We start from the raw sequence: 25,932 nt of genomic DNA, 5'->3' as shown, positions 1-25,932 counted from the left end.
CCGGTCAGACTACGCGGGTCCGGGCAGGTCGACCCCGGCCCACCGCGGGCCGTGCCCCAGGAGGGTGGCCGTGCGGGTCTGCTGGTCGGCCTCGCCGCTGCCGGAACGCTCCAGGACCACCTCCAGCCGGTCGTCGGCCAGGTGCTCGGCCAGGCCGTGCCCCCACTCGACCACGGTGACCGACTCCTCGAGCGACTCGTCCAGGTCCAGGTCGTCCAGCTCGGCCTCCCCGCCGAGGCGGTAGGCGTCGGCGTGCACGAGCGCCGGACCCCCGACGAGCGAGGGGTGCACCCGGGCGATGACGAAGGTCGGCGAGGTGATCGGCCCCCGGACCCCCAGCCCGTGCGCGAGCCCCTGGGTCAGCGTCGTCTTGCCCGCCCCGAGGTCGCCGGTGAGCACCACCAGGTCCCCGGCCCGCAGCACCCGGCCGAGCGTCTCCCCGAGCGCACGGGTGTCCTCGTCGGTCGGCAGCACCAGTAGGCGGCCGGTCACGACGGCCCGCCCACGTGGCGCCGCGGGACCCGCGGCCCGAAGCGGGTGACGATCTCGTAGGAGATCGTCCCCGCGGCCTCGGCCCAGTCCTGGGCGGTGGGCTCCCCGCCGTCGCCGGCCCCGAAGAGGACGACCTCCTCGCCCGCCGCCACGTCGAGGTCACCGACGTCGACGACGAACTGGTCCATGCACACCCGCCCCGAGACCCGGAATCGCTGTCCGCGCACCTGGACGGGAGCCTGGTTCGACCCGTGCCGCGGAACACCGTCGGCATACCCGAGGGGGACGTCGACGAGGGTGGTCTCGCGCGACGTGGTGTAGGTGTGCCCGTAGGAGACGCCCTGACCGGCCGGGACCCGCTTGGCCACGGCGACCCGCGCGCTCACCCGCATCGCGGGGCGCAGCCCCAGCTCCGCCGCGGACGCCAGGTCGGGCACGGGCGAGAGGCCGTACACCGCCAGGCCTGGGCGGACCATGTCCCAGGAGGCCTCGGGAGTGGTCAGGGTGGCGGCGGAGTTGGACATGTGCCGCACCTCGGGCCGCAGGCCGGCGCGCTCCGCGACCGCCACCGCGTCGGCGAAGGCCTCCTGCTGGGCCCGGACGGTCGGGTGCGCGGGGGCGTCGGCGTAGGCGAAGTGGGTGAACAGGCCGCGGACCCGCAGCACCCCCTCGGCCTCCAGGCGCGCGGCCTCCTCGACCAGGTCGGTCCAGTCCGTGCGCGGGTCCCCCGCCCGCAGGGGTATGCCGTAGGCACCGTTGCGGGCCAGGCCGGTGTCCACCTTGAGCTGGGTCGTCGCCGGGCGGCCGGTGGCGCGGGCAGCGTCGGCCAGGGCCCGCAGACCCCAGGGGGCGACGGCCGCGACCTCGACGTCGGCCTCCACCAGGGGGCGCAGGTCCAGGTCGGGCGTGGTGAGCCAGGTGAGGACCGGGGCCTCGATCCCGGCGGCCCGCAGGGCCAGGGCCTCGGTGGCCTGGGCGACCCCCAGGGCGCAGGCACCACCGGCGAGCGCGGCTCGGGCCGACGGCACGAGGCCGTGCCCGTAGGCGTCGGCCTTGACGACGGCCATCAGCTCGGTGCCGCCCACCCGCTCGCGCAGGGTCCGCACGTTGTCGCTGACGGCGTCCAGGTCGACGAGCACCTCGGCCGGCCAGAGGGTGGTGCTGCCGCGGCCGCCCGGCCCCGCCGGTGGTCCGCCCGCCGCGGGGCCCGCGGGGGCCGGCGTCACGCCCGGCCGTCCTGGGCCCGCTGCGCGGCGACCGCCGCGAGCTGGGCCATGAGGCTGTCCGGCACGGGCGGGGTGGCCTCGTCGGCCACCGCCGCGGCGATGCGCTCGCCCAGCTCCTGGGTGCTGGCGCCCATCGCCTCCCCGGCGAGCGCCGGCAGGCCCCGGAGCACCAGGGCGGTGGCGGCCTCGACCGCGGACGCCGCCTCCCCCTCGCCCAGGTGGCCCAGCAGCATCGCCAGGGACAGGCAGGCCCCGGCCGGGTTCGCCCAGCCCCGGCCGGCGATGTCCGGGGCGGAGCCGTGGATCGGCTCGAACATGCTCGGGTGGGCCCCGTCGAGGTTGAGGTTGCCGCTGGCGGCCACGCCCAGCCCGCCCTGGAGGACCGCGCCGAGGTCGGTGACGATGTCGCCGAAGAGGTTGTCGGTGACGACCACGTCGAAGCGTTCGGGGCTGACCGGAAGGTGCATGCACAGGGCGTCGACGTGGACGTAGTCGGTCTCCACGTCGGGGTAGCGGGTGCCGACCTCGGTCATGACGTCGGTCCACAGCGCGCCCGCCTCGACGAGGACGTTGGTCTTGTGGCACAGGGTCAGCCGGCCGCGGCGCTGCCGGGCCAGCCGGTAGGCGAAGTCCACGGCGCGCTCCACGGCATACCAGGTGTTGACCGACTCCTGGACGGCGACGCGGGCGGGGGTGCCGCGGTGCACGGTGCTCCCCTGCGCGACGTAGGCGCCCTCGGTGTTCTCGCGGACGACGACCAGGTCGCAGCGCTCCGGGGTCAGGCCCGAGATGGGGGTGGGGACGCCGTCGTAGAGGCGCACCGGTCGCAGGTTGATGGCCTGCTGCATCCGGCGGCGCAGCTCCAGGATGATGCCGCGCTCGAGGATCCCGGGAGTGACCTTCGGGCTGCCGATGGCGCCGAAGAGGATCGCGTCGTGCCGGTCCAGCTCGGCGGTGGCCCCGTCCGTGAGCAGCTCGCCGGTCGCCAGGTGGTGGTCGGCCCCGAGGGGCACGTCCGTGCGGGAGGTGGTGAAGCCGAACCGGGACTCGGCCGCGTCGAGCACCGAGAGGGCGGCGCGGGTGACCTCGGGACCGACCCCGTCACCGGGCAGGACGGCGGCAAGGGTGTGGCTGCGCATGGCGGACCTCGCGTGCGGTAGGCGTTGACGTCGCGTCAGCGACGGAGGGTTATGGTGGCTGCATTCTTGCAGCACCCGCCGCACGGCCGTCCGGCGCCCGCGGCTCCCCGAGGTGAAGGAGGTTGCCCGTGCCCGGCCTGACGCTGGCTGAGAAGCTCTGGCAGCAGCACGTCGTCCGCTCCGCCGAGGGCGAGCCCGACCTCCTCTACATCGACCTGCACCTCGTGCACGAGGTGACCAGCCCGCAGGCCTTCGACGGGCTGCGTCAGGCCGGGCGCGGGGTGCGCCGGCCGGACCTGACGGTGGCGACCGAGGACCACAACGTGCCCACGACGCTGGGGCCGGTGACCGACCCCGTCTCGCGCACGCAGCTGGAGGCGTTGAAGGCCAACTGCGAGCAGTTCGGGATCGTGCACCACGAGCGGGGGCGCCGCGGCCAGGGCATCGTGCACGTGATCGGGCCGGAGCTGGGGCTGACCCAGCCGGGGATGACGATCGTGTGCGGGGACTCCCACACCTCCACGCACGGGGCGTTCGGTGCGCTGGCGTTCGGGATCGGCACCTCCGAGGTGGAGCACGTGCTGGCCACCCAGACCCTGTCGCTGCGGCCGCTGAGGACGATGGCGGTCACCGTGGACGGCGAGCTGCCGGCGGGGGTGGGCGCCAAGGACATCATCCTGGCGGTGATCAACCGGATCGGCACCGGCGGCGGTCAGGGCTACATGCTGGAGTACCGCGGCAGCGCGATCGAGTCGCTGTCGATGGAGGGCCGGATGACGATCTGCAACATGTCGATCGAGGCCGGGGCCCGGGCCGGGATGGTCGCCCCGGACGAGAAGACGTTCGCCTACCTGCAGGGTCGCCCGCACGCGCCGCAGGGCGCCGACTGGGACGCGGCCGTGGAGGCGTGGCGGGGCCTGCGCACCGACGACGACGCGGTCTTCGACGCCGAGGTGTTCCTCGACGCCGCCGAGCTGAGCCCCCTACGTGACCTGGGGGACCAACCCGGCGCAGTCGGTCCAGCTGGGCGAGGCGGTGCCGGACCCGGAGAGCTTCGGGCACGACGACGCGAAGGAGACCGCGCGGCGGGCGCTGGACTACATGGGCCTGCAGGCCGGGACCCCGATGCGCGAGGTCGGCGTCGACGCGGTCTTCCTCGGCTCGTGCACCAACGGGCGGATCGAGGACCTGCGGGTGGCCGCCGACGTCCTGCGCGGCCGGCACGTCGCCGAGGGTGTCCGCCTGCTCGTCGTGCCCGGCTCGCACGCGGTCCGGCAGCAGGCCGAGGAGGAGGGCCTGGACACGGTCTTCACCGACGCCGGCGGCGAGTGGCGCCTGGCCGGGTGCTCGATGTGCCTGGGGATGAACCCCGACCAGCTGGCCCCGCAGGAGCGCTGCGCCTCCACGTCCAACCGCAACTTCGAGGGACGCCAGGGCGCCCGCGGCCGCACCCACCTGGTCTCCCCGGCCGTGGCCGCCGCGACCGCCGTGCGCGGCACCCTCTCCTCCCCGGCCGACCTGGTCGACGTCCGCGAGCAGGAGACGGTCTGATGGAGAAGTTCACCACGCACACCGGGATCGGCGTGCCGCTGCGCCGTTCCGACGTCGACACCGACCAGATCATCCCGGCGGAATACCTCAAGCGGGTCGCACGCACCGGCTTCGAGGACGGCCTGTTCGCCCGGTGGCGCGAGGACCCGGGCTTCGTGCTCAACCAGCCGGCCTACGCCGGCGGCTCGGTGCTGGTGGCCGGGCCCGACTTCGGCACCGGGTCCAGCCGCGAGCACGCCGTGTGGGCGCTGCAGCAGTACGGCTTCCGCGCCGTCCTCTCCAGCAGGTTCGCCGACATCTTCCGCGGCAACTCCGGCAAGGGCGGCCTGCTCACCGCCCAGCTGGACCAGGGCGACGTCGAGCTCATCTGGAAGCAGATCGAGGCCGAGCCGGGCACGAGCATCACCGTCGACCTGCCCGCCCGGCAGGTGACCTGCGGCGACGTCGTGGCCCCCTTCCAGGTCGACGACTACGTCGCCTGGCGCCTGGAGAACGGCCTGGACGACATCTCCCTGACCCTGCAGCACGAGGACGACATCACCGCCTACGAGGCCGCCCGGCCCTCCTGGAAGCCGGTCGTCACCACCGCCGTCGGGTAGGGCTGCCCGACCCCCCGGCCGTGGGAGAGGGTTGACGCCAGGCTGGTCGTGCACCAAGGTCGGGTCCCTGCGACAGACATCGCCCGCTACGCCGAGGTCGGTCGCTACAACCTCACCTCACCGGCTCTACGACCCGACCTCACCGCCAGCACGGACCGGTCCGACCGTCACCACCTGTGGACGACCGCAGCGGTCGTGCCCTGAGGTGCGGCAGTGTCCCGTCATGAGCTCGAGGACAAGCCAGTTCGCTCCCAGCCCGCTACCCGCGCACCTGGCCGAAGGACGTCCTGGTGAGCCACACCAGTGCCGCCCTGATGCACGGGCTGCCGTTGACGGTGCGGCCGGACCGCGTCCACGGCTGTCGCAGGTCGACCGGCCAGCACCGACGCACCCGGGCTTCCACCATCCACGGCGGATATCGGGACGCGAGGTCCTCGACCATCCGCGGGGTCGACGTCCTGGAGCCGCGGTTCGTCGTCCTGGGTGTCGCCGAGCTGCACGGCCGCGACGAGGCCGTGGTGGTCGGGGACGCGGCCCTGCACCGCGGTGACGTCGATCTCGCCGACCTGAAGGCGGCCGCAGATGCTCGCCGGCACCACCCGGCCCATGGCACCTTCACGTCCGCCGTCCAGGTGATGGACCCCGCCGCCGAGTCGCCGGGGGAGAGCCGTTCACGCTTGCTGCTCCTCAACCTGGGCTACGACCCCCGGAGTCAGGTGGTCATCCGTGACCCGGCCGGCCACGTCATCGCTCGGGTCGACTTCCTCTTGAGAGGAACCCGCGTCGTCGTGGAGTTCGACGGGTTGTCCAAGTACGCCTCGGCCGAGGAGCTCGCCGCAGAGAAGCGTCGAGAGCTGCGACTGCGGGCCGCCGGCTACACCGTGGTCCGCCTCCTGTGGTCCGACCTCGACCGACCGGCGAAGGTGCGCGCCCTCGTCGACGCCGCTCTCCAGGCCGACCTGTCCGCCGGCTGATCGGGGACCAACCGCCGACCGATGCTGATCGCCGTGGCCGACCAGCGGCCCAGTTCAGGGTGAGGTCGGCTCCCTCGGACCTCCATCGGTCTACAAGGCGATGGTGGTCCCGACGATCCGACCTCGCACAGCCGCCAGGACGGTGACTGCACTTCCGGGCGGCGGCACGCGCGTCGCCTCGGCCCTCCCCCTGTCCCCTGCCGACTCGGCCCTCCCCCTGACCCCCCTGTGACGAGCGCCACGTTGACCCGACGTCACCATCGTGGGCTAGAGTGCTCGGCAATGACTGCTCTGCTCCTCCTTCCGCGCCGCAGCGAGACCTCCTAGGTCCGGCCCTCGCTGCGGAGCTGCGCTGTCCACGGACCGACAGCAACCCACCCCCAGCGAGAGCGAGCCAGACCCCATGAGCATCCAGACCCCTGCCGCCCCTGCGACCGGCACCCACGTCGTCGAGCGCAACCCCCAGCAGCCGAGCGGCATGCCCGTGGAGCGCTACACCGCATACTCCCCGGTGGACCTGCCCGACCGCACCTGGCCGGGGCGCACGATCACGAAGGCCCCCCGCTGGTGCGCGGTCGACCTGCGCGACGGCAACCAGGCGCTGATCGACCCGATGACCCCCGACCGCAAGCGCCGGATGTTCGAGCTGCTGGTGCGGATGGGCTACAAGGAGATCGAGGTCGGCTTCCCCGCCGCCAGCCAGACCGACTTCGACTTCGTGCGGATGCTCATCGAGGAGGACCTGATCCCCGACGACGTGGTCATCCAGGTCCTGACCCAGGCCCGCGAGCACCTCATCGAGCGCACCTACGAGTCGATCGCCGGCGCGAGGCAGGCCATCGTGCACCTGTACAACTCCACGTCCACGCTGCAGCGCCGGGTGGTCTTCCGGGCGAGCGAGGACGAGATCGTCGACATCGCCGTCCAGGGCGCACGCACCTGCAAGAAGTACGAGGAGCAGATGCCCCCGGGGACGCAGATCACCTACCAGTACTCCCCCGAGTCCTACACCGGCACCGAGCTGGAGTATGCGGTGCGCGTGTGCAACGCGGTCATGGAGGAGTTCGTCCCCACCCCGGAGCGGCCGGTCATCATCAACCTGCCGGCCACCGTGGAGATGGCCACCCCCAACGTCTACGCCGACTCCATCGAGTGGATGAGCCGGCACCTGAACCACCGTGAGAACGTCATCCTCTCGCTGCACCCGCACAACGACCGCGGGACCGGCGTGGCGGCGGCCGAGCTGGGCTACCTGGCCGGCGCCGACCGGATCGAGGGCTGCCTGTTCGGCAACGGCGAGCGCACGGGCAACGTCTGCCTGGTCACGCTGGGGATGAACATGTTCAGCCAGGGCGTGGACCCGCAGATCGACTTCTCCGACATCGACGAGGTCCGGCGCACGGTCGAGCACTGCAACCAGCTGCCGGTGCCCGAGCGCCACCCCTACGGCGGCGACCTGGTCTTCACCGCCTTCTCCGGCAGCCACCAGGACGCGATCAAGAAGGGCCTGGAGGCGCTGGAGCAGGAGGCCGCCGAGGTGGGGGTACCGGTCGGGCAGCACCGGTGGGAGGTGCCCTACCTGCCAGTCGACCCCAAGGACATCGGCCGCAGCTACGAGGCCGTCATCCGGGTCAACAGCCAGTCCGGCAAGGGTGGCGTGGCCTACGTGATGAAGTCCGAGCACCGGATGGACCTGCCGCGGCGGCTGCAGATCGAGTTCAGCGGCGCGGTGCAGCGGCACACCGACACCGAGGGCGGGGAGATGAGCCCGGCCCAGATCTGGGAGGCGTTCCAGCACGAGTACCTCGAGCAGGCGGGCCCGCTGGTCGGCACCGACTACACCGTGACGCACGACGACGACGAGGCGGGGGCACGACCGGATCGAGGCCACCGTCGAGGTCGACGGGGTCCAGCAGCAGATCACCGGCACGGGCAACGGCCCGATCGCCGCCTACACCGACGCGCTGTCCACGATCGGCATCGACGTGCGGGTGCTGGACTACCACGAGCACGCCCTCAGCGCGGGCGCCGACGCGTATGCCGCCGCCTACGTCGAGTGCGCCATCGACGGGGAGGTGCGCTGGGGCGTCGGTGTGCACCCCAGCACCGTCACCGCGGCGCTGCGCGCCGTGGCCAGCGCCGTCAACCGGCCGGGTCGTTGACCGCGGGGGCCGGCGTCGACCGGCCGGGTCGCTGACGGCGGCGGTCAGCGCCCTCGACCGGCCGCGTCGCTGACGGGCGGGGCTGGGCGTCAGCCCCGGCCGTCGCCCAGCAGCGTCGCCCCGTCGTCGGAGAAGGACCAGTAGGGGTTGTAGGCGATCTCCCACACGTGCCCGTCGGGGTCGGTAAAGACACCGGAGTAGTAGCCGCCCCAGAACCGGCTGCACGGCTGGCGCAGCGCCTCGGCCCCGGCGGCCACGGCGGAGGCGAACTGCTCGTCGACGTCGGCGGCGCTGCCCACGTTGAGCCCCAGCACCTTGCCTCCCCACCCGTCACCGCTGCCGGGAGTCTCCTCGGTGTCGTCCTCGATGTCGATCCCGGAGTCGACCGCCAGCGCCTGCCGGTCCCACAGCGCCACCACCATCCCCCCGGTCTGGAAGAAGACGATGTGCTCCGGCGAGGGCCCCGGCTGCCAGCCGAGCGCGGTGTAGAAGTCGCGGGCGCGGTCCATGTCGGACACGCCGAGGGTCACCAGGGAGAGACGCTGATCCATGCCGTCAACCTAGCAACCCCGCTCCGGCGACCCTCGGGGGTGCCGGAGCAGGTCCCGCCAGGAGGGCGGCCACGGTGCCGGGTATGGCGCGCGCGACGGCGAGCGCGCGCACCGGCCCCCCGGGGTTGGCCCGGTGGGCGGCGGCACCGTGGACGAGGGCGGCGACCGGGCCGGCCTCCAGCGGGGTCAGGCCCGCGGCCATCAGCACACCGGCGAGGCCGGCGAGGACGTCGCCCGAACCCGCGGTGGCCAGCCACGGCGGCGCGTCCGCCTGGCTGCGGACCGGGATCGTGGGGTCCGGGTCGACGACGAGCGTCGTCGACCCCTTGAGCAGGACGGTGCACCCGGTCAGCGCCGCAGCGCGCCGGGCGTGGGCCAGCGGCTGGGCGAGGACCTCCTCCCGCGTCGTCTCCCGGGCCCCGCCCTCCCGCTGGAGGACGGTCAGCATCCGCGCCAGCTCGCCGGCGTGCGGGGTCAGCAGGGTCGGTGCCGGCCGGCGCCCTCCTCCGGCGACCCACCGGGCGAGCAGCTCGAGCGCACCGGCGTCCACCACGAGCGGGACGTCCTCGGCGAGGGCCTCGCGCACGGTGTCGGCCTGGTGGTCCTCGCAGTCGGGGTGGTCGCACCCCAGCGGGTCGATGCCCGGGCCGACGACCCGCGCCTGGACCCTTCCCGGGCCCGGGACGACCTCGGGACAGGCTGCCAGCACGAGCCCGGTGGCGCGAGGCGGCCCCAGGTAGCGCACCATCCCGGCGCCGGCCTCCACCGCGGTCGTGGTGCACAGGACGGCGGCGCCCGGATAGGCGTCGCTGCCCGCCACGATCCCCACGACGCCCCGGGTGTACTTGTGGTCCTCCCGCCCGGGGACCGGCCACCGGGCCGCGGCGTCCCGCTGCTCGAGCCGCTCCACGACCGCAGACTCGTGCCGCAGCTCCTCGTCGAGCCCGATGTCGACGAGGCTGAGCCGCCCCACGCACCCCGAGGTGGCCGGCAGCAGGTGGACCGGCTTGGCGACGCCGAAGGTCACCGTCTCGTCGGCACCCAGGACGGGACCCGTCAGATCCTCACCCTCGGGGTCGGCGCCGCTGGGCAGGTCCACGGCCAGCACGAAGGGTCCGTCGTGGCGGTCCTCGAGCACGGCGGCCACCCGTGCCATCGCTCCGCGCAGGCCCGGCCGCCCGCCGATCCCCAGCAGTCCGTCCACGACGAGGTCGGCCGACCTGAGCCGCTCGACCACCGCGCGGGGTCGAGCACCTCCGCGGCGGGGTCGACGAGGAGCACGGGGCACCCGGCCTCCCGCGCGGCCGCCAAGCCGTCCTCGCGCAGCCGTGCGGCGATCCCGACGACCGAGACCTGCGCGCCCGCCCCGTCCCGTCGCCGCTCGTCCGCGCGTCGCCGCTCGTCCCCGTCCCCTCGCCGGTCGTCCCGGCCCCCTCGCCGGTCGTCCCGGCCCCCTCGCCGGTCGTCCCCGCCCCCTCGCCGGTCGTCCCCGCCCCCTCGCCGGTCGTCCCCGCCCCGTCGCCGCTCGTCCCCGTCCGGTCGCCCGTCGTCATCACCCCGTCGCCCGTCGGACGCGAGGAAGGAGGCCGCCCACAGCGCGTCGCCACCGTTGTCCCCCGGGCCGGCGAGCACGACGACCGACCGCGCCCCCAGCTCCTCCACGCGGTCGCGCACGACCTGGGCCAGACCGCGGGCGGCACGCTGCATCAGGGCCCCGTCCGGCAGACCGGCGCGCACCCGGTCCTCGACGGCGCGGACGGTGGCGACGTCATACCCCTGGATCATCGGTGCCTCCTGGTGAGGTGGGTGGACGGCGCCGGCTGCGCCGCACCGTTCAGCCCGTGCCCTCCGCGATCACGACGGCCGAGGCGACCCCCGCGTCGTGGGAGAGGGAGACGTGCAGGTGTGCCACGCCCAGCTCGTCGGCCCGGGCCCGCACGGTGCCCTGGGTGCGCAGGTGGGGCCGCCCGGTGCTGTCCCGGACGACCCACGCGTCGGTCCAGCGCAGGCCGACCGGCGCCCCGAGGGCCTTGGCGAGCGCCTCCTTGGCCGCGAACCGGGCGGCCAGGGACTCGGCCCGCAGCCCCAGCTCCTCCTCGGTGAACAGCCGGGGCCCCAGCCGGGGCGTGTCCTGCAGCCGGCGGGCGAAGCGGTCGATGTCGACCACGTCGATGCCGACCCCGACGATCATCGCGCCGGGCTCACTCGACGGTGACGGACTTGGCCAGGTTGCGCGGCTGGTCGACGTCCAGACCCTTGGCGGTCGAGAGCTGCAGCGCGAAGACCTGCAGCGGGACCACCGTCAGCAGCGGCGCGAGGAGCGGGGAGGTACGGGGCACCCGGATGACCTCGTCGGCGAACGGCACCACGTCCTCGTCCCCCTCCTCGGCGATGACGAGCGTCCGGGCGCCCCGGGCTCGGATCTCCTGGATGTTGGAGACGACCTTGCCGTGCAGCCCGTGCTCGCTGCTCGGCGAGGGGACGATGACGAAGACCGGCTGGCCCGGCTCGATCAGGGCGATGGGGCCGTGCTTGAGCTCGCCGGCGGCGAACCCCTCGGCGTGGATGTAGGCCAGCTCCTTGAGCTTCAGCGCCCCCTCCATCGCGACCGGGAAGCCGACGTGCCGGCCGAGGAAGAGGACCGAGCGGGAGTCGGCCATGAAGTAGGCGATCTCCTTGACCCGGTCCATGCTCGTGAGCAGCTGCTCGATCTTCGCCGGCACGCCCTGCAGCTCGGCCATGATCTCGGCGGCGTCCCGGCCGTAGCTCTCGCCGCGCAGGGAGGCCAGGTAGAGGCCGAGGATGTAGCTGGCCGTGATCTGGGCCAGGAAGGCCTTGGTGGAGGCGACGGCGATCTCGGGGCCGGCGTGCGTGTAGAGCACCGCGTCGGACTCGCGGGGGATGGTCGACCCGTGGGTGTTGCAGATGGAGACGGTCTTGGCACCGAGCTCCTTGGCGTGGCGCACGGCCATGAGCGTGTCCATGGTCTCGCCGGACTGGGAGATCGACACCACGAGGGTGTGCCCGTCGATCACCGGGTCGCGGTAGCGGAACTCGTGGGCCAGCTCGACCTCCACCGGGATCCGGGTCCAGCGCTCGATGGCGTACTTGGCCACCATGCCGGCGTAGGCCGCCGTCCCGCAGGCCACGATGACGATCTTGGTGACCGCCCGCAGCTCGTCCTCCTCGATGTGCAGCTCGTCGAGGCGCAGGTTCCCCTCCGCGTCCGTTCGACCCAGGAGGGTGTCGGCGACGGCGTGCGGCTGGTCGTTGATCTCCTTCTCCATGAAGGTGTCGTACCCGCCCTTCTCGGCGGCCGCGGCGTCCCAGGTGACCTCGTAGGCCTTGCCGTCGGAGGGGGTGCCGTCGAAGTTGGTCACCACGCAGGTGTCCGTGGTGATGGTCACGATCTGGTCCTGGCCCAGCTCCAGCGCGTGGCGGGTGTAGCCGATGAAGGCCGCGACGTCCGAACCGAGGTAGTTCTCCCCCTCCCCGAGCCCGACGACCAGAGGGGAGTTGCGCCGTGCACCCACGACGGTGTGCGGCTGGTCGGCGTGCACGACGAGCAGGGTGAAGGCGCCCTCGAGCCGGGCGACGACGTCCCGCATCGCCGCCGTCAGGTCGCCGGTGCGGGCGAACGCCTCGTCGAGCAGGTGGGCGACGACCTCGGTGTCGGTCTCGGAGGTGAACTCCACCCCCTGCTCGAGCAGAGCGGTCTTGAGCGCGTGGAAGTTCTCGATGATGCCGTTGTGGACGAGCGCCAGCTTGCCGTCCCGGCCCCCGCGGTGGGGGTGGGCGTTCTCGTCGGTCGGTCCACCGTGGGTGGCCCAGCGGGTGTGCCCGATCGCGGTGGCGGTGACCGGCACCGGCGCGTCGACGAGGGCGGACCGCAGGTTGGCGAGCTTGCCCGACCGCTTGCGGGTCGCGATGACGCCGTCGCCCACGACGGCCACCCCGGCCGAGTCGTAGCCGCGGTACTCCAGGCGGCCCAGGCCCTCCATCACGACGTCCAGCGCCGTGCCGTCCGCACGGGGGCCCACGTATCCCACGATTCCACACATGGGCCCAAGCCTACGTCCTGCCGGGACACGTCCCGCTGCGACCGTGCGCGTGCCGCACCACGCCATACCCCGGTGGAGGACCGGCCGCAGGCACGCCGGGTGCGAGAATGCCGCCCATGGCCTCCTCCCCCACCGGCCCTCCCATCCCGTCCCCCTACGTCGAGCTCGACCGTGGCGACTGGGCGCGCTTGCGGGAGGAGCACCCGATGCACCTGGACGCCGCGGAGATCGAACGCCTGAGGGGCCTGGGCGAGCGGCTGGACATGGCGGAGGTCGAGCAGGTCTACCTGCCGATCAGCCGGCTGCTGTCCTTCTACGAGGGGGCGACCGCGCGGCTGCACCAGGTCACCACCGACTTCCTCGACGAGCGGGCCGCCCGGACCCCCTTCCTCATCGGGGTGGCGGGGTCGGTGGCCGTGGGGAAGTCGACCACCGCCCGCATCCTGGCCGAGCTCATCCGCCGCTGGGACACGCGCCCCTCCGTGGAGCTGGTGACCACGGACGGCTTCCTCTACCCGAACGCGGTCCTGGAGCGGCGCAGCCTCATGGGACGCAAGGGCTTCCCGGAGTCCTACGACCGGCGGGCGCTGCTGCGCTTCGTCAGCGAGGTCAAGTCCGGTCGGACCGAGGTGCGGGCGCCGGTCTACAGCCACCTCGTCTACGACATCGTCCCCGGCGAGCAGATCGTCGTCCGTCGGCCGGACGTCCTCATCGTGGAGGGGCTCAACGTGCTCCAGCCCCCGCGGCCCCACCCCAACGGACGCAGCCCGGGGCTGGCGATCAGCGACTTCTTCGACTTCTCGGTGTACGTCGACGCGCACTTCGGCGACATCAAGCGCTGGTACGTCGAGCGCTTCCTGTCCCTGCGGGAGACCGCCTTCGTCGACCCGGAGTCCCACTTCCACCGCTACGCCTCGCTCAGCGACGAGGCCGCGGTGGACGTGGCGGTGGACATCTGGGACTCGATCAACGCCCCGAACCTCGTCGAGAACATCCTGCCGACCCGCAGCCGGGCCACGCTGGTCCTGCTCAAGGGGGCCGACCACACGGTCGACCGGGTGCGGCTGCGGCGGCTCTGAGGCCCCGCCCGGTCACCGCGACCCGGGACGGTGGGCGGACCCGTCGTCAGAGGTCGGCGTACCGGGCACGCAGGAGGCTGTAGACACCGTAGAGGACCAGGCCGAGGGCCACGGCCAGCAGCAGTGCGGTGCCGAGGGGCTGCGCGGCCACCATCTTCAGCGCACCGTCCAGACCGGAGGACTCGTCCGGGTCGGCCTGCAGGGCCGCCAGCCCGAACAGGCCGCCGACGATCGTCAGCGCCACCCCCTTGGCGGCGTAGCCGACCGTCCCGGTGAGCTCCACCGCCCGGTCCAGGGCGTCGTGCCCGGTGGGGTGCAGGTCCTCCAGGAACGTCTTCCGCAGCCCCTTGTACACGTGATAGACCCCCGCGGCCACGACCGCGAGGCCGACCAGGCCGACCAGGACCCGCCCCAGGGGGACCTGCAGCAGCGCCGCCGTGAACCCGGTGCTGGCCTCCTCGCCACCTCCGCCCCCGCCACCGGCGGCGAACGGGAAGGTGGTCCCCCCCAGCGCGCCGTAGAGCAGGCCACGCCCCACCGCCCGGGCGCGGTCGGAGAGGTCACCTCCGCCGAAGGCCGCGTCGAGCACCTGCCAGAGCGCCAGCGCCAGGAAGCCCACCACGCAGGCCCACAGCAGGACCGACCCCGCAGGGGCGGACCGCAGCGCGGCCAGCGCGCCGTCCTGGTCCGCCTCACCGCCGCCACCGAGCGCCACGCGCCCGGCGATCCAGCCGATCATCAGGTGGATCAGGCCGCTGGCGGCGAAACCGGCGCGGGCGAGCCGCCGCAACCACGGGTGGTCGGCGAGCCGGCGGGCCGTCCGACCTGCGGCGCCGGGCGCCGGGACGTCGTTCACCCCGCAACGATGACACGGACCCCTGCTCGCCGTGCGAGCAGGGGTCCGTGGGGGGGGTTGCGGGGCCGGTCGTCGGCTCAGTACCAGTTGACGGCCTGGGAGTGGGCCCAGGCGTTGCACGGCGATCCGTAGCGGTCGGAGATGTAGCCCAGGCCCCAGGAGATCTGGGTGGCCGGGTTGGTCTGCCAGTCGGCACCGGCCGTGGCCATCTTGTTGCCGGGAAGGGACTGCGGGATGCCGTAGGCGCCGGAGGAGGGGTTCATCGCGGTGTGGTTCCACCCCGACTCCTTCATCCACAGCGAGTCCAGGCAGCCCCACTGGTCGTCGCCCCAGCCGTGGCTGGCGAGCATCGACCGGGCGATCGAGCGGGCGTCACCGCTGGCGACGGGCTGCGGCGCCGGCTGCTGCGCCGGCTGGGGGGCGGGCTGCCGGGTCGGCTGCGCGGGCTCGGGGGCGGGCTCACGGGCGGCGGACCGCGAGGCGGCCTGCGGCTCGGTGCGGGTCGCCGCCCGCGCCTGGTCGGCCGCGGCCTGCTCGGCGGCGGCCTGGTCGGCGGCGGCCCGCTCCTCAGCAGCGGCCTGCTCGGCGGCGGCCTGCTCTTCGGCGGCGGCGGCCTGCTCGGCGGCCCGCTCCTCCGCGGCCCGGCGCTCGGCGGGCGGCCTCGGCGGCCTCGCGCTCGGCGGCGCGCTCCTCCGCCTTGCGCTCGGAGATGCGCTCGGCGGCCTGACGGGCGGCCTCGACGCCCTCGCCGGTCAGACCGGAGGACAGGTCGAGGGCTGCGGAACCCTTCTCGAGCCGCTCGGCGGCGGCGAGGGCACCCAGGTCCTGCCCGGCGTCGGCCGACAGCCCGGTCACGGTGCCGTCGACGGCCGGCTCGGACTCACCCACGGCGGTCGAGGTGGAGGAGCTGGCCGGGACCGTGGCCGTGGTGGCGTAGGCCGCCAGAGCCAGCGACCCCGCGGCGATGCCGGCGGTGACCGCGGCGGCGGGACCGCTCAGGCGACGGGGGCGGTGGCTGCCGTGGGCGCGCTCGGAGAGCAGGGGGGACTTCTTCACAGGGGGGGACCTTTCGCGGACCGGTTCGCCGCCGCCGGACGGGACGCGGGGACGCGTTCGACACGGGACCGGATGGGACTGGCGGCGTTACCAAATCGTGATCTAACTGCTCTACCGTGCCTGCCGGCCCCGCGACGCGTCAAACTGAGCGCACCGTCAGTGACGAACGTCACACCCGTCCGCGCCGCCCGCGACACCGGCGCCCGCCGACGTCGTCGCAGGTCAGCAACGGGTGGTGGCGGCCCCGCTCAGCCCAGCGGATGCCCCTCCAGCATCTCCGTGACGAGGGCCGCGATCGGTGACCGCTCGCTGCGGGTGAGGGTCACGTGGGCGAAGAGCGGGTGGCCCTTGAGCGCCTCGATGACGGCGGCGACACCGTCGTGCCGACCGACGCGCAGGTTGTCCCGCTGGGCGACGTCGTGCGTGAGCACCACGCGCGAGCCCTGCCCGATCCGGGAGAGCACCGTCAGCAGCACGTTGCGCTCCAGGCTCTGCGCCTCGTCGACGATCACGAAGGCGTCGTGGAGCGAGCGCCCACGGATGTGCGTCAGGGGCAGCACCTCGAGCATGTCCCTGGCCAGCACCTCCTCGACGACCTCGGAGGAGACGACCGCACCCAGGGTGTCGAAGACCGCCTGGGCCCAGGGGCCCATCTTGTCGTTCTCGCTCCCGGGCAGGTAGCCCAGCTCCTGCCCGCCCACGGCGTAGAGAGGACGGAAGACGACGACGCGCCGGTGCTGGCGCCGCTCCATGACCGCCTCCAGCCCGGCGCACAGGGCCAGGGCCGACTTGCCCGTCCCGGCCCGCCCACCGAGGCTGACGATGCCCACGTCGGGGTCGAGCAGCAGGTCCAGCGCGATCCGCTGCTCGGCGCTGCGGCCGTGGAGACCGAACGCGTCGCGGTCCCCCCGGACCAGACGCACGGCCCGGTCGGCGCCGACGCGCCCCAGCGCGCTGCCGGACGGACCCAGGACGGTCAGGCCCGTGTGGACGGGCAGCTCGGCCGCCTCGGGCAGCTCGAGCCGGCCGTGCTCGTACAGGTCGTGCATCTGCGCGTCGTCGACCTCCAGCTCCCCCATCCCGGTCCAGCCGCTGTCCACCGCCAGCTCGGCGCGGTACTCCTGCGCGTCCAGACCCACCGCCGAGGCCTTCACCCGCATCGGCAGGTCCTTGGAGACCACGGTCACGTCGTGGCCCTCGGCGGCCAGGTTGGCGGCGACCGCCAGGATGCGGGTGTCGTTGTCCCCCAGCCGGAAACCCAGCGGCAGCGCGGCGGTGTCGCTGTGGTTCAGCTCGACGTGCAGGGTCCCGCCGGCCGCACCCACGGGCACCGGCTCGCTGAGGGTGCCGTGGGTGGTCCGCATCTCGTCCAGGGTGCGCAGCGCCTGGCGCGCGAAGTACCCGAGCTCCGGGTGGTGCCGCTTGGCCTCGAGCTCGGTGATGACGACGACCGGGAGCACGACCGCGTGCTCGGCGAAGCGGACCAGCGCCCCGGGGTCGGAGAGCAGGACGGAGGTGTCCAGGACGTAGGTCTTGCGCCCGGTCTCGGGAAAGGCGTCGACCGGGGGCGGGACGGCGGCGGGCGGGCGCGTCGGGGCTGCGGTGCGGGACGTGATGGTCATGGCTGGCTCCCTGCGGACGCGCGCCGGGTGCTACGCGTCTCGTCGGTGGTCGGACCGGGACCGGGCCCCTCCGCGGACGGTGGACCGGTGCCGACCCTCCGCCGTGAGCTGAGCTCCATGGATGGGCCTCCCGAGAGGCGGGACGGGTGTCCCGCATCTGCTCCCGACGGTATGCGGTGTGACGCGGACCACGTCGAACGCAGGGCGGCGTGTCGACGAGGAGGAGATGAACAGCCGGCGACCGCCGGAGGACCCTGGACGGGTCGGAGGACCCGTGCCGGTCGGGGGACCCTGGACAGGTCAGAGGACCCCGGACAGGTCAGAGGACCTTCGACAGGAAGGACCTGGTGCGTTCGTGCTGGGGGTCGGCCAGCACCTCCACCGGGTCGCCCTCCTCCACGATGACGCCGTCGTCCATGAACACCAGCTTGTCGCCGACCTCCCGGGCGAACCCCATCTCGTGGGTCACGACCATCATGGTCATCCCCTCCGAGGCCAACGTCTTCATGACCTCCAGCACGTCGCCCACCAGCTCGGGGTCGAGGGCGGAGGTGGGCTCGTCGAAGAGCATCATGTCCGGCTCCATGGACAGGGCGCGGGCGATGGCCACCCGCTGCTGCTGCCCGCCGGAGAGGTGGGCGGGGTAGGCGTCCTCCCGGTCCGCCAGGCCGACCTTGGCCAGGTTGGCGCGGGCGATCTGCTCGGCCTCCCCGCGCCCCCGCTTGAGCGACCGCTGCTGGGCGATGGTGAGGTTGCGCAGCACGGTCATGTGCGGAAAGAGGTTGAACTGCTGGAAGACCATCCCGATGCGCGCCCGGACGGCGTCCAGGTCGGTCTCCGGGTCGGTGATGTCGATGCCCTCCACGAGGATCTTCCCCGAGGACGGCTCCTCCAGCCGGTTGACGCAGCGCAGCAGGGTGGACTTGCCCGAGCCGGACGGTCCGATGACGCAGACGACCTGACCGTGGTCGACGGAGAAGTCGATCCCCTTGAGCACCTCGTTGGCCCCGAAGGACTTGTGCAGGTCACGGACGGCGATCGCGGGCGCGTCGGGATCCGGCACGCGGGCGGAGTCACCAGGACGGTCGTCCCCGGGGACGTGGGCGACGTCGTGGATGTCGGGCATCAGCGGGACCTGTTCTGTCGGGTCTCCATCCACGCCACCAGGCGTGTGAGCGGGAGGGTGATCGCCAGGTAGAGGAGCGCGGCCAGGGTCAGGCTCGTGGCGGTGCCGGCGGTCGGGCCGCTGGTCATCAGGTCCCGACCCAGGGTGGTCAGCTCGCGCTGGCTGGCCGCCAGCCCGATGACGAACAGCAGCGCCGTGTCCTTGATGAGGAGCACGAACTCGTTCGTGAGCGGGGGCACGACGATGCGCAGGGCCTGGGGCATGACGACCGAGGTCATCGTCCACCCCGAGGACATGCCCAGGGAACGGGCGGCCTCGGCCTGCCCCTTGGGGACCGCCTGGATCCCGGCCCGCAGGGTCTCGGCGATGTAGGCGCTGGCCACGAAGACCAGCCCCAGCAGGCCGGCGCCCACCGGCCCGCCCGGCGGCGGCGTCCAGCCGGTGGCGATCGGGACGCCGAAGGCCATTCCGAGGATGACGATGAGCGAGGGAACGCCGCGGAAGAACTCCACCCACACCGTGGCCAGCCACCGGTAGGGCAGCACCGGGGACAGCTTCATCAGCGCCAGGGCGAAGGCGAGCACCAGCCCTCCGCCGAAGGCCACGACCGTGTAGCCCAGGGTGTTGCGCACCCCGGTGAGGATGAGCGCGCTGAGGTTGTCCCCCAGCCCGTTGAGGTTGAGGAAGTTCTCCTGCAGGCGTCCCCAGTCCAGGAGGAGCGCGACCGCGACCGCGAGCACCAGCAGGACGGCGTACAGCACCAGGTGGGTCAGGCGGCGCTTGGTGGTCCTCTTCACGGGAGGGACCCCCTTCGTTGTGTCGGGGTCGCTCAGCCCTCGCTGAAGTAGGTGTCGTAGAGCTCGTCGTAGGTGCCCTCGTCGCGCAGCGTCTGCAGCTGCTCGTCGACCGCCTCGACCAGGGCCGTGTTGCCCTTCTTCACCGCGAAGCCGTACTGCTCGTCCGTGGAGTACTCCTCCACGATGGTGAAGTCGCCGTCCCGGGTGTGCTCGAGGTTGACCGGGAGGTCCTGCAGCAGGGCGTCCACCTGGCCGGCCTGCATCGCCTGCCACATCTCGGCGTCGCCGGGGAAGGTGGTGATGTCGGCCTCGGGGGCGTTCTCCTCGGTGTAGGCCTTGCCGGTGGTGCCCTGCTGGACCCCCACGGAGCGGCCCGTCAGGTCCTCGATGGAGGCGATGTCCGAGTCCTCCGCCACGAGGAGGGACTGCTTGGAGTCGTAGTAGCCCTCGGTGAAGTCGAGGTTCTCCTTGCGGTCCTCGGTGATGGTCATGGCGCTGGCCACCAGGTCGCACTGTCCCGCGTTGAGGGCCAGACCGGACTGCAGCGCGTCGAAGGAGGAGTCCTTGACCTCCAGCTCCAGCTCGAGCCCGTCGGCGATGGCCTGGACGAGATCCATGTCGAAACCGGTGTAGCCGGACTCGGTGCTCTCGTCGAAGTCCTCGAAGGGCGGGTAGGGCACGTCCGAGCAGACCGTGAGCGTGCCGTCGGTCACCAGGTCCAGATCCTCGCCGGCAGCGGTGCTCTCACCACCCTCGCCCCCGGACCCACCACCGTCGTCGGACCCGCAGGCGGACAGGGTGAGGGCCAGGCCGGCGGCGGCCGCGGCCGCGCTCAGGGATCGCATGTTCATTCCCGCACTGTAAGCCACGGGTAGCCCCACCCACCACAGGCCCACCGACGTCCCCCTCCGCCGCGCCGGGCCCGCCCCGGCCGGCAGTGCCGACAGGGACGGCGGCACGCAGAGGACGCCAGGGACGGCGGGGTCCTCAGGTGCCGAAACGGCGCTCCCGCTCGGCGTACACGCGCAGGGCGCGAAGGAAGTCCACCTTGCGGAAGTCCGGCCAGTAGGCCTCGCAGAAGTAGAACTCGCTGTGCGCGCTCTGCCACAGCAGGAAGCCGCCCAGCCGCTGTTCGCCGGAGGTGCGGATGACCAGGTCCGGGTCGGGCTGGCCCTTGGTGTAGAGGTGCTCGGCGATGTCCTCGACGGTGACCTGGTCCGCGAGCTCGGCCAGGGTCAGCCCCCGGTCGGCCGCCGACCGCAGCAGGGAGCGGACCGCGTCCGCGATCTCCCGCCGCCCGCCGTACCCGATCGCGACGTTGACGAGGAGGCCGTCGACGGCGGCGGTGCGCTCCGCCGCCTCGGTGAGGGCCCGCACGGTGCGGTCGGGCAGCAGGTCGAGCGCACCGACGAGGTGGACGCGCCACCGGTCGGCGGCGGCCAGCTCCTCGACCACGCCCTCGATGATCGCCAGGAGCGGCTCCAGCTCCTCCTCGGGCCGGTTGAGGTTGTCCGTGGACAGCAGCCACAGGGTCACCACCTCCACCCCGGCCTCCTCGCACCAGCCGAGGAAGGGGGCGATGTTGTCCGCCCCGGCCCGGTGGCCCTCGGCCGAACCGGCACCCCGCTGTCGCGCCCACCGGCGGTTGCCGTCGAGCATGACCCCGATGTGCCGGGGCAGCCGCTGGAGCGGAAGCTGCCGTCGCAAGGACGAGGTGTAGGCCTTGTAGACCAGGTCCCGCGGCGTGTGCATGGGGCAAACCTACTCGGCACGCCTGGGGCCGGCGTGGACGAGCACGAACCTACGCCTACGTAACCTACGGTTGCGTAGGTTAGGCTGGAGGAATGACGCGCGAACCACGGGCCGCCCGGCACACGGCGCACGACGTCGCCCAGCAGGCGCACGAGGCGGTGGACGCCGCCGGCGAACGGGTCGAGCAGCTCGTCGACCAGCTCAAGCCGCACCTGCGGGGGTGGCTACACCTGGGCATGGTGCCGGTCAGCGTCGCGGCGGCCCTCGTCCTCGTCCTGCTCGCCCGCACCCCGGCCGAGCGGGCGGCCACGGCCGCCTTCGGCATCACCGCGGTGCTGCTGTTCGCGACGTCGGCCACCTACCACCGGGGGCGCTGGTCCCCCCGCACGGCCATCGTCCTGAAGCGGCTGGACCACGCCAACATCTTCCTCATCATCGCCGGCACCCACACGCCCTTCGCCGTGATGCTGCTCCCGCCGGGCCAGGCCCGCACCCTCCTGATCGTCGTCTGGAGCGGCGCCGTGGCAGGGGTGCTCTTCCGGGTGTTCTGGACCGGCGCCCCCCGCTGGCTCTACACCCTGGTCTACGTCGCCCTGGGGTGGGTAGCCGTCTTCTTCCTCGTCCCCTTCTGGCGCACCGGCGGACCGGTGATCGTCGGCCTCATCGCCGCCGGCGGGCTCCTCTACACGGTGGGGGCCGTGGTGTACGCCGCCAAGCGCCCCGACCCCTCACCGCGGTGGTTCGGATTCCACGAGGTCTTCCACGCCTTCACGGTCGCGGCCTTCTCCTCGCACTGGGTCGCCGCCCTGCTGGCGGTGCTGGGCGTCCGCGCGTCCGCGGCCTGAGGGATCCGGCGGCCGGGGCCGTCCGACGGCCCCGCCCACGGTGCCCGGAGGGCTCAGGCGAGCGGGTCGCGCTCCGCGCCGCCCACCGGGCTCCCGGTGCCGGCAGGACCGGTGGGACCGGTGGGCCTGGGTCCCTCCGGCCGCCTCGCCCCCTCGGGTGCCTCGGCCGCCTCGGCCCGCTCGCGCAGGACCGCTGCGACCCGCTCCTCCTCGCGCAGCCGCATCCGGCGCAGCCGCCGGGTGAGGTCGCGTCCGAGCAGCCAGATCGCGATCATCAGGCCGAAGAGGACGAGGAAGCCGCCCATCCCGGCGGTGATCTCCACCGACGTCGTGTTCATCCGGCGTGTCCCTCCTCGCTGCGCATGTCGTCCTGGCCGTCCCCGTCCGCGTCCTGCGGGGCGGTGGAGCGGGCGTCCACGTCCGGCCGGTCCCCGTCGGCCGGCAGCGGCGGCTGCCCGGTGTAGGCGAGCAGCACCAGCTCGCCGTCCGCGTCGCGCCCGGGGGCACGACGGCATACCTCGTCGGGGTCCGGCAGCTCGCGGACGCCGGCGAACAGGTCCGCCTCGGGGATCTCGACCGGCACGAGCGAGCGGGCCAGCTCGAACTCCTCGGTCGGCCAGACCCGCTGCTGGACCTCCAGCGGCACGACGAACCAGTGACCGTCGGGATCGACCTGGGTGGCGTGCGCGCGCAGGGCGTCGTCCCGCTGGGAGAAGTGGTCGGCGCAGTCGATCCGCGTCGTCAGCACGCGGCGCGGCCGGCGTCGGATGTTGGCCAGCCAGTCGGCGAAGGGCGCCTCGTGCCCGGCCTCGACCATGGCCTCGTCCAGCCGTTCCATCCGCTCGGGGGACCAGCCGTTGTAGTAGACCTTCAGCGGCTGCCACGGCTCACCCGCGTGGGGGTATGCCGCGGGGTCGCCGGCGGCGCGGAAGGCCGCCATCGTCACCACGTGGGTCTGGACGTGGTCGGGGTGCGGATAGCCACCGTTCTCGTCGTAGGTCGTCAGCACGTGGGGGCGGAACTCCCGGATCACCCGCACGAGCGCCTCGGTCGTCGCGTCCAGCGGCTCGAGGGCGAAGCAGCCCTCCGGCAGCGGCGGCAGCGGGTCGCCCTCGGGCAGGCCCGAGTCGACGAAGCCGAGCCAGGTGTGGCTCACCCCGAGCACCTCGGCCGCCCGGGCCATCTCCCGCCGGCGGACCCGGGAGATGTCCCGCAGGATGTCGGCGTCGTCCTTGAGCTTCTCGTTGAGGATGTCGCCCCGCTCGCCCCCGGTGCACGAGACCACGCGCACCTGCACCCCCTCGGCGGCGTAGCGGGCCGAGGTCGCCGCCCCCTTGGACGACTCGTCGTCGGGGTGGGCGTGCACGGCCATCAGGCGCAGTCCCTGCGGCGTGGTCATCAGGCTCCTTCGCGGTGGTCGGGCCGGGCGGCACCCGGTCGACGTCATGACGGACAATGGGCTGGTGCCGGGCGCCGCCGGGCGCACCGGCTCGCCTCCATCCTCTCACCCGCGCACGGCAGGACCGACCCACGTGACCAGCAGCAGCCCGTCCCCCGGCCGTCCCCGTCGCGCTCCCGCGGGGCCGGTCGGACCCTCCGAGGAGGAGCTGGACGGCCTGCCGCCCCGGTCCACGCAGGCGCAGCGCCGTCGGTGGTGGATCGTCGGTGGCACCGCCGTCACGGTCATGGTCGGGCTCGCCGTCTGGTTCGGGCTGTCCGCGACCGTGGGCCGGGTGCACTGGGTCAGCACGGGGCACGAGGTCGTCTCCGAGGCCCAGGTCGACGTCCGCTTCGACCTGCGCCGCGACCCCTCCCGCGAGGTGGTCTGCGAGCTGGAGGCGCAGGACGCCAGCCACGCGGTCGTCGGCCGCACCCAGGTCATGGTCGGCCCGTCGCCGCAGTCCCCCAGCCGTCACGTCGAGGCGGTCCGGACCGCCTCCCCGGCGATCACCGGGTACGTGGAGCGGTGCTGGTACGCCGACGAGGCGCCGCCCCGCCGCGGATGACTCCGGGCACGGGGCGACGCCTCGTGGTGGCCCGGCACGCCGGGCGGGTGGTCCTCAGGCCTGGTACGGCTTGGCCTCGACGACCTTGACCTCGATGGTCTTGCCGTTCGGTGCGTCGTAGCTCACGGTGTCCCCCGGCTTGGCGCCCATGAGGGCCGCGCCCAGCGGCGACTTCTCGCTGTAGACGTCCAGGTCCTCGCCCTCGTCGATGATCTCGCGGGAGCCGAGCAGGAAGGTCTCGGTGTCGCCGAACATCTCGACGGTCACGACCATGCCGGGCTCGACGATCCCGTCGTCGGCGGGCGAGGTGCCCACGACCGCGTTCTGCAGGAGGTGCTCGAGCTGGCGGATGCGGGCCTCCATCTTGCCCTGCTCCTCCTTGGCGGCGTGGTAGCCGCCGTTCTCCTTGAGGTCGCCCTCCTCGCGGGCCGCCTCGATCCGGCTGGCGATGTCCGAGCGGCCCTCGCCGGTGAGCTGGGACAGCTCGGCGCGCAGGCGGTCGTAGGCCTCCTGCGTCAGGTAGCTGGCGTCCTTGGCGATGTCGGTCACGTCTCTTCCACTCCTCGTCTGGTGGGCCACGTCCCTCGGGGAGCGGCCCAAACGCAAGGTCCGGGCACGTTCTGCCCGGACCGTGGTCAACCTCCTACTGTAGTCGCCGATCGGCTGCTGGTCGAGACGGGCCGTCCAGGAACCCTCCCGCAGCCTCCCCGGGACGGGTGCCCGCCGGTTCCCCGGCCCTGGACGGGAGGCGGCTCCCGGGGGACGGGTTCGCCGCGGCGCTCAGCCGGGGTCGACGCTGTAGCCGCGGTCGAGCAGCGCCTGCCGGACCTGGGCCGAGTGCTCGTGCCCGCGCGTCTCGAGGGTGAGCGAGATGGCCACCTCGTCGATCTTCAGCAGCGGGTCCCGGCGGTGGTGCTGCACCTCGAGCACGTTGCAGGTCATCTCGGCCAGGGTGGCGAGCACCCCGGCGAGCGCGCCTGGACGGTCCGGCACGCGCACCCGCAGCTGCAGGTAGCGACCGGCCACCGTCAGACCCTGCCGCAGGATGCGCAGCAGCAGGACGGGGTCGATGTTGCCGCCGGAGAGCAGCGCCACCACCGGGCCCTCGTAGCGCCGGGCCGCCTCCTGGCCCAGCTCCATGAGGTGGGCCGTGGCGGCGGCGCCCGCGGGCTCGACGACCATCTTGGCCCGCTCGGCCAGGAGCAGGACGGCGCGGGCCAGCGCGCTCTCGCTGACCGTCTCGATCCCGTCGACGAGCTCGGAGACGAGGTGGAAGGGCACGTCGCCCGGGCGGCCGACGGCGATGCCGTCGGCCATCGTGGTCATCCGCTCGACGGCCACGGGGTGCCCGGCCGCGAGGGACCCGGGCCAGGCGGCGGCCTCCTCGGCCTGGACCCCGACCACCCGCACGTCGGGCCGCCGGGCCTTGACGGCGCGTGCGATGCCCGCCAGCAGCCCTCCACCACCGGTGCACACCAGCACCGTCCGCACGTCGGGCACCTGCTCGAGGATCTCCAGACCGCACGTCCCCTGGCCGGCGACGATGTCGGGATGGTCGAAGGGCGGGATGAACACGGCGCCGTGCTCCTGCTCGTGCCGGCGCGCGGACTCGATGCAGTCGTCGATCGTGGTGCCGACCTGGTGGACGGCGGCGCCGTAGCCCTTGGTGGCCGCCAGCTTGGGCATCGAGGCCCCGTGCGGCATGTAGACGGTCGCCTCGATGCCGAGCAGCCGGGCGGCCAGGGCCACGCCCTGGGCGTGGTTGCCCGCGCTGGCCGCCACGACGCCCCGCGCCTTCTCCTCCTCGGTGAGGCGCGCCATCCTCGTGTAGGCGCCCCGCATCTTGAACGAGCCCGCCCGCTGCAGGTTCTCGCACTTCAGGTGCACCGGCACCCCGGTGCGGTCGGTCAGCGCCTGGCTGAACTCCATCGGGGTGGGCGTCAGCACGTCGGCGAGGACCTCGCGGGCGGCGAGCACGTCCTCCAGGGTCACGTCGATGTGGTCCGGCACCCCGCCAGCGTAGCGACCCCGGAGCAGG

General features: G+C 73.4%; 26 protein-coding genes and 2 pseudogenes. 8 read left to right on the top strand and 20 right to left on the bottom strand.

The features are described 5' to 3' along the window. Positions 1 to 9: 9 nt before the first annotated feature. The 3 genes from tsaE to ACQ95T_RS03600 are packed head-to-tail and all read right to left on the bottom strand — an operon-like array spanning position 10 to position 2,857. Positions 10 to 492: a tRNA (adenosine(37)-N6)-threonylcarbamoyltransferase complex ATPase subunit type 1 TsaE gene (gene tsaE, locus ACQ95T_RS03610; protein WP_425939447.1), complete on the bottom strand. Its 483-nt coding sequence runs from the start codon at positions 490 to 492 to the stop codon at positions 10 to 12. Next, the gene (gene alr / locus ACQ95T_RS03605; protein ID WP_425939445.1) at positions 489 to 1,718 is read right to left on the bottom strand and encodes an alanine racemase; all 1,230 of its coding nucleotides are present in this window, start codon (positions 1,716 to 1,718) and stop codon (positions 489 to 491) included. The genes tsaE and alr overlap by 4 nt, the downstream gene beginning before the upstream one ends. Next, positions 1,715 to 2,857, bottom strand: coding sequence for a 3-isopropylmalate dehydrogenase (locus ACQ95T_RS03600; RefSeq protein WP_431473542.1), 1,143 nt, complete (start codon positions 2,855 to 2,857; stop codon positions 1,715 to 1,717). The genes alr and ACQ95T_RS03600 overlap by 4 nt, the downstream gene beginning before the upstream one ends. 122 nt (positions 2,858 to 2,979) lie before the next feature. Between ACQ95T_RS03600 and leuC the strand changes: the two are divergent. The 5 genes and pseudogenes from leuC to leuA all read left to right on the top strand — a co-directional run bounded on the left by leuC (position 2,980) and on the right by leuA (position 8,143). Continuing rightward, positions 2,980 to 4,408 (top strand): annotated as a pseudogene (gene leuC / locus ACQ95T_RS03595) (3-isopropylmalate dehydratase large subunit). Continuing rightward, positions 4,408 to 5,007, top strand: a complete 600-nt coding sequence (gene leuD / locus ACQ95T_RS03590) for a 3-isopropylmalate dehydratase small subunit (protein WP_425939439.1) — start codon at positions 4,408 to 4,410, stop codon at positions 5,005 to 5,007. The pseudogene leuC and the gene leuD overlap by 1 nt, the downstream one beginning before the upstream one ends. A 48-nt stretch (positions 5,008 to 5,055) precedes the next feature. Beyond that, positions 5,056 to 5,211, top strand: coding sequence for a hypothetical protein (locus tag ACQ95T_RS03585; RefSeq protein WP_425939437.1), 156 nt, complete (start codon positions 5,056 to 5,058; stop codon positions 5,209 to 5,211). 86 nt (positions 5,212 to 5,297) lie between these two features. Then, positions 5,298 to 5,981, top strand: coding sequence for a DUF559 domain-containing protein (locus ACQ95T_RS03580; RefSeq protein WP_425939436.1), 684 nt, complete (start codon positions 5,298 to 5,300; stop codon positions 5,979 to 5,981). A gap of 403 nt (positions 5,982 to 6,384) precedes the next feature. After that, a pseudogene (gene leuA / locus ACQ95T_RS03575) lies at positions 6,385 to 8,143 on the top strand (2-isopropylmalate synthase). Positions 8,144 to 8,232: 89 nt separating this feature from the next. On the opposite strand, the gene ACQ95T_RS03570 reads toward leuA, so the two are convergent. Genes ACQ95T_RS03570 through glmS form a run of 5 tightly spaced genes read right to left on the bottom strand, consistent with a single transcriptional unit; the run spans position 8,233 to position 12,755 of the window. Further along, the gene (locus ACQ95T_RS03570) at positions 8,233 to 8,694 is read right to left on the bottom strand and encodes a VOC family protein (protein WP_431473541.1); all 462 of its coding nucleotides are present in this window, start codon (positions 8,692 to 8,694) and stop codon (positions 8,233 to 8,235) included. Positions 8,695 to 8,698: 4 nt separating this feature from the next. Next, the gene (locus ACQ95T_RS03565) at positions 8,699 to 9,862 is read right to left on the bottom strand and encodes a bifunctional ADP-dependent NAD(P)H-hydrate dehydratase/NAD(P)H-hydrate epimerase (protein WP_431473902.1); all 1,164 of its coding nucleotides are present in this window, start codon (positions 9,860 to 9,862) and stop codon (positions 8,699 to 8,701) included. Then, positions 9,751 to 10,479 (bottom strand): NAD(P)H-hydrate epimerase, encoded by a 729-nt coding sequence (locus tag ACQ95T_RS03560; protein WP_431473540.1) that lies wholly within the window; start codon positions 10,477 to 10,479, stop codon positions 9,751 to 9,753. The genes ACQ95T_RS03565 and ACQ95T_RS03560 overlap by 112 nt, the downstream gene beginning before the upstream one ends. Before the next feature lie 49 nt (positions 10,480 to 10,528). Continuing rightward, a complete protein-coding gene (locus tag ACQ95T_RS03555) occupies positions 10,529 to 10,885 on the bottom strand; it encodes a holo-ACP synthase (protein ID WP_425939429.1) in 357 nt (118 codons plus the stop codon). A 10-nt stretch (positions 10,886 to 10,895) separates the two neighbouring features. Beyond that, entirely contained in the window at positions 10,896 to 12,755 is a 1,860-nt protein-coding gene (glmS, locus tag ACQ95T_RS03550; protein WP_425939427.1) for a glutamine--fructose-6-phosphate transaminase (isomerizing), read from the bottom strand. 107 nt (positions 12,756 to 12,862) lie between these two features. Here glmS and coaA point away from each other — a divergent pair, with 107 nt between their 5' ends. Beyond that, a complete protein-coding gene (gene coaA, locus ACQ95T_RS03545) occupies positions 12,863 to 13,834 on the top strand; it encodes a type I pantothenate kinase (RefSeq protein WP_425939425.1) in 972 nt (323 codons plus the stop codon). Between the two features lie 46 nt (positions 13,835 to 13,880). Here coaA and ACQ95T_RS03540 read toward each other — a convergent pair whose 3' ends face one another. From ACQ95T_RS03540 to ACQ95T_RS03505, 8 genes are all read right to left on the bottom strand, one after another. Then, positions 13,881 to 14,690 carry a DUF1206 domain-containing protein gene (locus tag ACQ95T_RS03540; protein ID WP_425939423.1) on the bottom strand — a complete coding sequence of 270 codons (810 nt, stop codon included), beginning with the start codon at positions 14,688 to 14,690 and terminating at the stop codon, positions 13,881 to 13,883. Between the two features lie 77 nt (positions 14,691 to 14,767). After that, positions 14,768 to 15,040, bottom strand: a complete 273-nt coding sequence (locus ACQ95T_RS03535) for a transglycosylase SLT domain-containing protein (protein WP_431473539.1) — start codon at positions 15,038 to 15,040, stop codon at positions 14,768 to 14,770. Between the two features lie 217 nt (positions 15,041 to 15,257). Then, positions 15,258 to 15,746, bottom strand: a complete 489-nt coding sequence (locus ACQ95T_RS03530; protein WP_431473538.1) for a hypothetical protein — start codon at positions 15,744 to 15,746, stop codon at positions 15,258 to 15,260. Positions 15,747 to 15,994: 248 nt separating this feature from the next. Further along, positions 15,995 to 17,368: a PhoH family protein gene (locus ACQ95T_RS03525; RefSeq protein ID WP_431473537.1), complete on the bottom strand. Its 1,374-nt coding sequence runs from the start codon at positions 17,366 to 17,368 to the stop codon at positions 15,995 to 15,997. A 319-nt stretch (positions 17,369 to 17,687) separates the two neighbouring features. Beyond that, complete coding sequence (locus ACQ95T_RS03520; RefSeq protein WP_425939418.1) at positions 17,688 to 18,494, bottom strand: amino acid ABC transporter ATP-binding protein; 807 nt, start codon at positions 18,492 to 18,494, stop codon at positions 17,688 to 17,690. Next, a complete protein-coding gene (locus tag ACQ95T_RS03515; RefSeq protein ID WP_431473536.1) occupies positions 18,494 to 19,291 on the bottom strand; it encodes an amino acid ABC transporter permease in 798 nt (265 codons plus the stop codon). The genes ACQ95T_RS03520 and ACQ95T_RS03515 overlap by 1 nt, the downstream gene beginning before the upstream one ends. Positions 19,292 to 19,323: 32 nt before the next feature. Beyond that, positions 19,324 to 20,142 (bottom strand): transporter substrate-binding domain-containing protein, encoded by an 819-nt coding sequence (locus ACQ95T_RS03510; RefSeq protein WP_425939414.1) that lies wholly within the window; start codon positions 20,140 to 20,142, stop codon positions 19,324 to 19,326. 136 nt (positions 20,143 to 20,278) lie between these two features. Beyond that, a complete protein-coding gene (locus ACQ95T_RS03505) occupies positions 20,279 to 21,043 on the bottom strand; it encodes an isoprenyl transferase (protein ID WP_425939412.1) in 765 nt (254 codons plus the stop codon). A 92-nt stretch (positions 21,044 to 21,135) separates the two neighbouring features. Between ACQ95T_RS03505 and trhA the strand changes: the two genes are divergently transcribed. Continuing rightward, complete coding sequence (gene trhA, locus ACQ95T_RS03500) at positions 21,136 to 21,888, top strand: PAQR family membrane homeostasis protein TrhA (RefSeq protein WP_425939410.1); 753 nt, start codon at positions 21,136 to 21,138, stop codon at positions 21,886 to 21,888. A 53-nt stretch (positions 21,889 to 21,941) separates the two neighbouring features. Here the strand turns inward: trhA and ACQ95T_RS03495 are convergent, their stop codons facing one another. Together ACQ95T_RS03495 and mca are read right to left on the bottom strand one after the other, a co-directional pair. After that, the gene (locus tag ACQ95T_RS03495) at positions 21,942 to 22,226 is read right to left on the bottom strand and encodes a hypothetical protein (protein WP_425939409.1); all 285 of its coding nucleotides are present in this window, start codon (positions 22,224 to 22,226) and stop codon (positions 21,942 to 21,944) included. Further along, positions 22,223 to 23,287: a mycothiol conjugate amidase Mca gene (gene mca, locus ACQ95T_RS03490; RefSeq protein ID WP_431473535.1), complete on the bottom strand. Its 1,065-nt coding sequence runs from the start codon at positions 23,285 to 23,287 to the stop codon at positions 22,223 to 22,225. Before mca ends, ACQ95T_RS03495 begins: the two co-directional genes overlap by 4 nt. Positions 23,288 to 23,420: 133 nt before the next feature. On the opposite strand from mca, the gene ACQ95T_RS03485 reads away from it, so the two are divergent. Continuing rightward, positions 23,421 to 23,894: a DUF4307 domain-containing protein gene (locus ACQ95T_RS03485; RefSeq protein WP_425939406.1), complete on the top strand. Its 474-nt coding sequence runs from the start codon at positions 23,421 to 23,423 to the stop codon at positions 23,892 to 23,894. 54 nt (positions 23,895 to 23,948) lie between these two features. Here the strand turns inward: ACQ95T_RS03485 and greA are convergent, their stop codons facing one another. Together greA and ilvA are read right to left on the bottom strand one after the other, a co-directional pair. Then, complete coding sequence (gene greA / locus ACQ95T_RS03480; RefSeq protein WP_425939404.1) at positions 23,949 to 24,443, bottom strand: transcription elongation factor GreA; 495 nt, start codon at positions 24,441 to 24,443, stop codon at positions 23,949 to 23,951. Between the two features lie 231 nt (positions 24,444 to 24,674). Beyond that, positions 24,675 to 25,904 (bottom strand): threonine ammonia-lyase, encoded by a 1,230-nt coding sequence (ilvA, locus tag ACQ95T_RS03475; RefSeq protein WP_425939402.1) that lies wholly within the window; start codon positions 25,902 to 25,904, stop codon positions 24,675 to 24,677. Positions 25,905 to 25,932: the final 28 nt, after the last annotated feature.

This window comes from Ornithinimicrobium carbonis (assembly GCF_050703245.1).
In the GTDB taxonomy this organism is placed as follows: Bacteria; Actinomycetota; Actinomycetes; order Actinomycetales; family Dermatophilaceae; genus Ornithinicoccus.
This window is presented reverse-complemented; position numbering and strand designations above follow the sequence as displayed.

Bases quoted from the DNA above. Each gene is read 5' to 3' on its own strand.
- ACQ95T_RS03555 (WP_425939429.1), bottom strand. From the start codon at position 10,885: ATGATCGTCGGGGTCGGCATCGACGTGGTCGACATCGACCGCTTCGCC.
- ACQ95T_RS03520 (WP_425939418.1), bottom strand. From the start codon at position 18,494: ATGCCCGACATCCACGACGTCGCCCACGTCCCCGGGGACGACCGTCCT.
- mca (WP_431473535.1), bottom strand. From the start codon at position 23,287: ATGACCACGCCGCAGGGACTGCGCCTGATGGCCGTGCACGCCCACCCC.
- leuD (WP_425939439.1), top strand. From the start codon at position 4,408: ATGGAGAAGTTCACCACGCACACCGGGATCGGCGTGCCGCTGCGCCGT.
- trhA (WP_425939410.1), top strand. From the start codon at position 21,136: ATGACGCGCGAACCACGGGCCGCCCGGCACACGGCGCACGACGTCGCC.
- ACQ95T_RS03560 (WP_431473540.1), bottom strand. From the start codon at position 10,479: ATGATCCAGGGGTATGACGTCGCCACCGTCCGCGCCGTCGAGGACCGG.
- glmS (WP_425939427.1), bottom strand. From the start codon at position 12,755: ATGTGTGGAATCGTGGGATACGTGGGCCCCCGTGCGGACGGCACGGCG.
- ACQ95T_RS03600 (WP_431473542.1), bottom strand. From the start codon at position 2,857: ATGCGCAGCCACACCCTTGCCGCCGTCCTGCCCGGTGACGGGGTCGGT.
- ACQ95T_RS03495 (WP_425939409.1), bottom strand. From the start codon at position 22,226: ATGAACACGACGTCGGTGGAGATCACCGCCGGGATGGGCGGCTTCCTC.
- coaA (WP_425939425.1), top strand. From the start codon at position 12,863: ATGCCGCCCATGGCCTCCTCCCCCACCGGCCCTCCCATCCCGTCCCCC.
- ACQ95T_RS03510 (WP_425939414.1), bottom strand. From the start codon at position 20,142: ATGAACATGCGATCCCTGAGCGCGGCCGCGGCCGCCGCCGGCCTGGCC.
- ACQ95T_RS03505 (WP_425939412.1), bottom strand. From the start codon at position 21,043: ATGCACACGCCGCGGGACCTGGTCTACAAGGCCTACACCTCGTCCTTG.
- ACQ95T_RS03535 (WP_431473539.1), bottom strand. From the start codon at position 15,040: ATGCTCGCCAGCCACGGCTGGGGCGACGACCAGTGGGGCTGCCTGGAC.
- ACQ95T_RS03570 (WP_431473541.1), bottom strand. From the start codon at position 8,694: ATGGATCAGCGTCTCTCCCTGGTGACCCTCGGCGTGTCCGACATGGAC.
- ACQ95T_RS03525 (WP_431473537.1), bottom strand. From the start codon at position 17,368: ATGACCATCACGTCCCGCACCGCAGCCCCGACGCGCCCGCCCGCCGCC.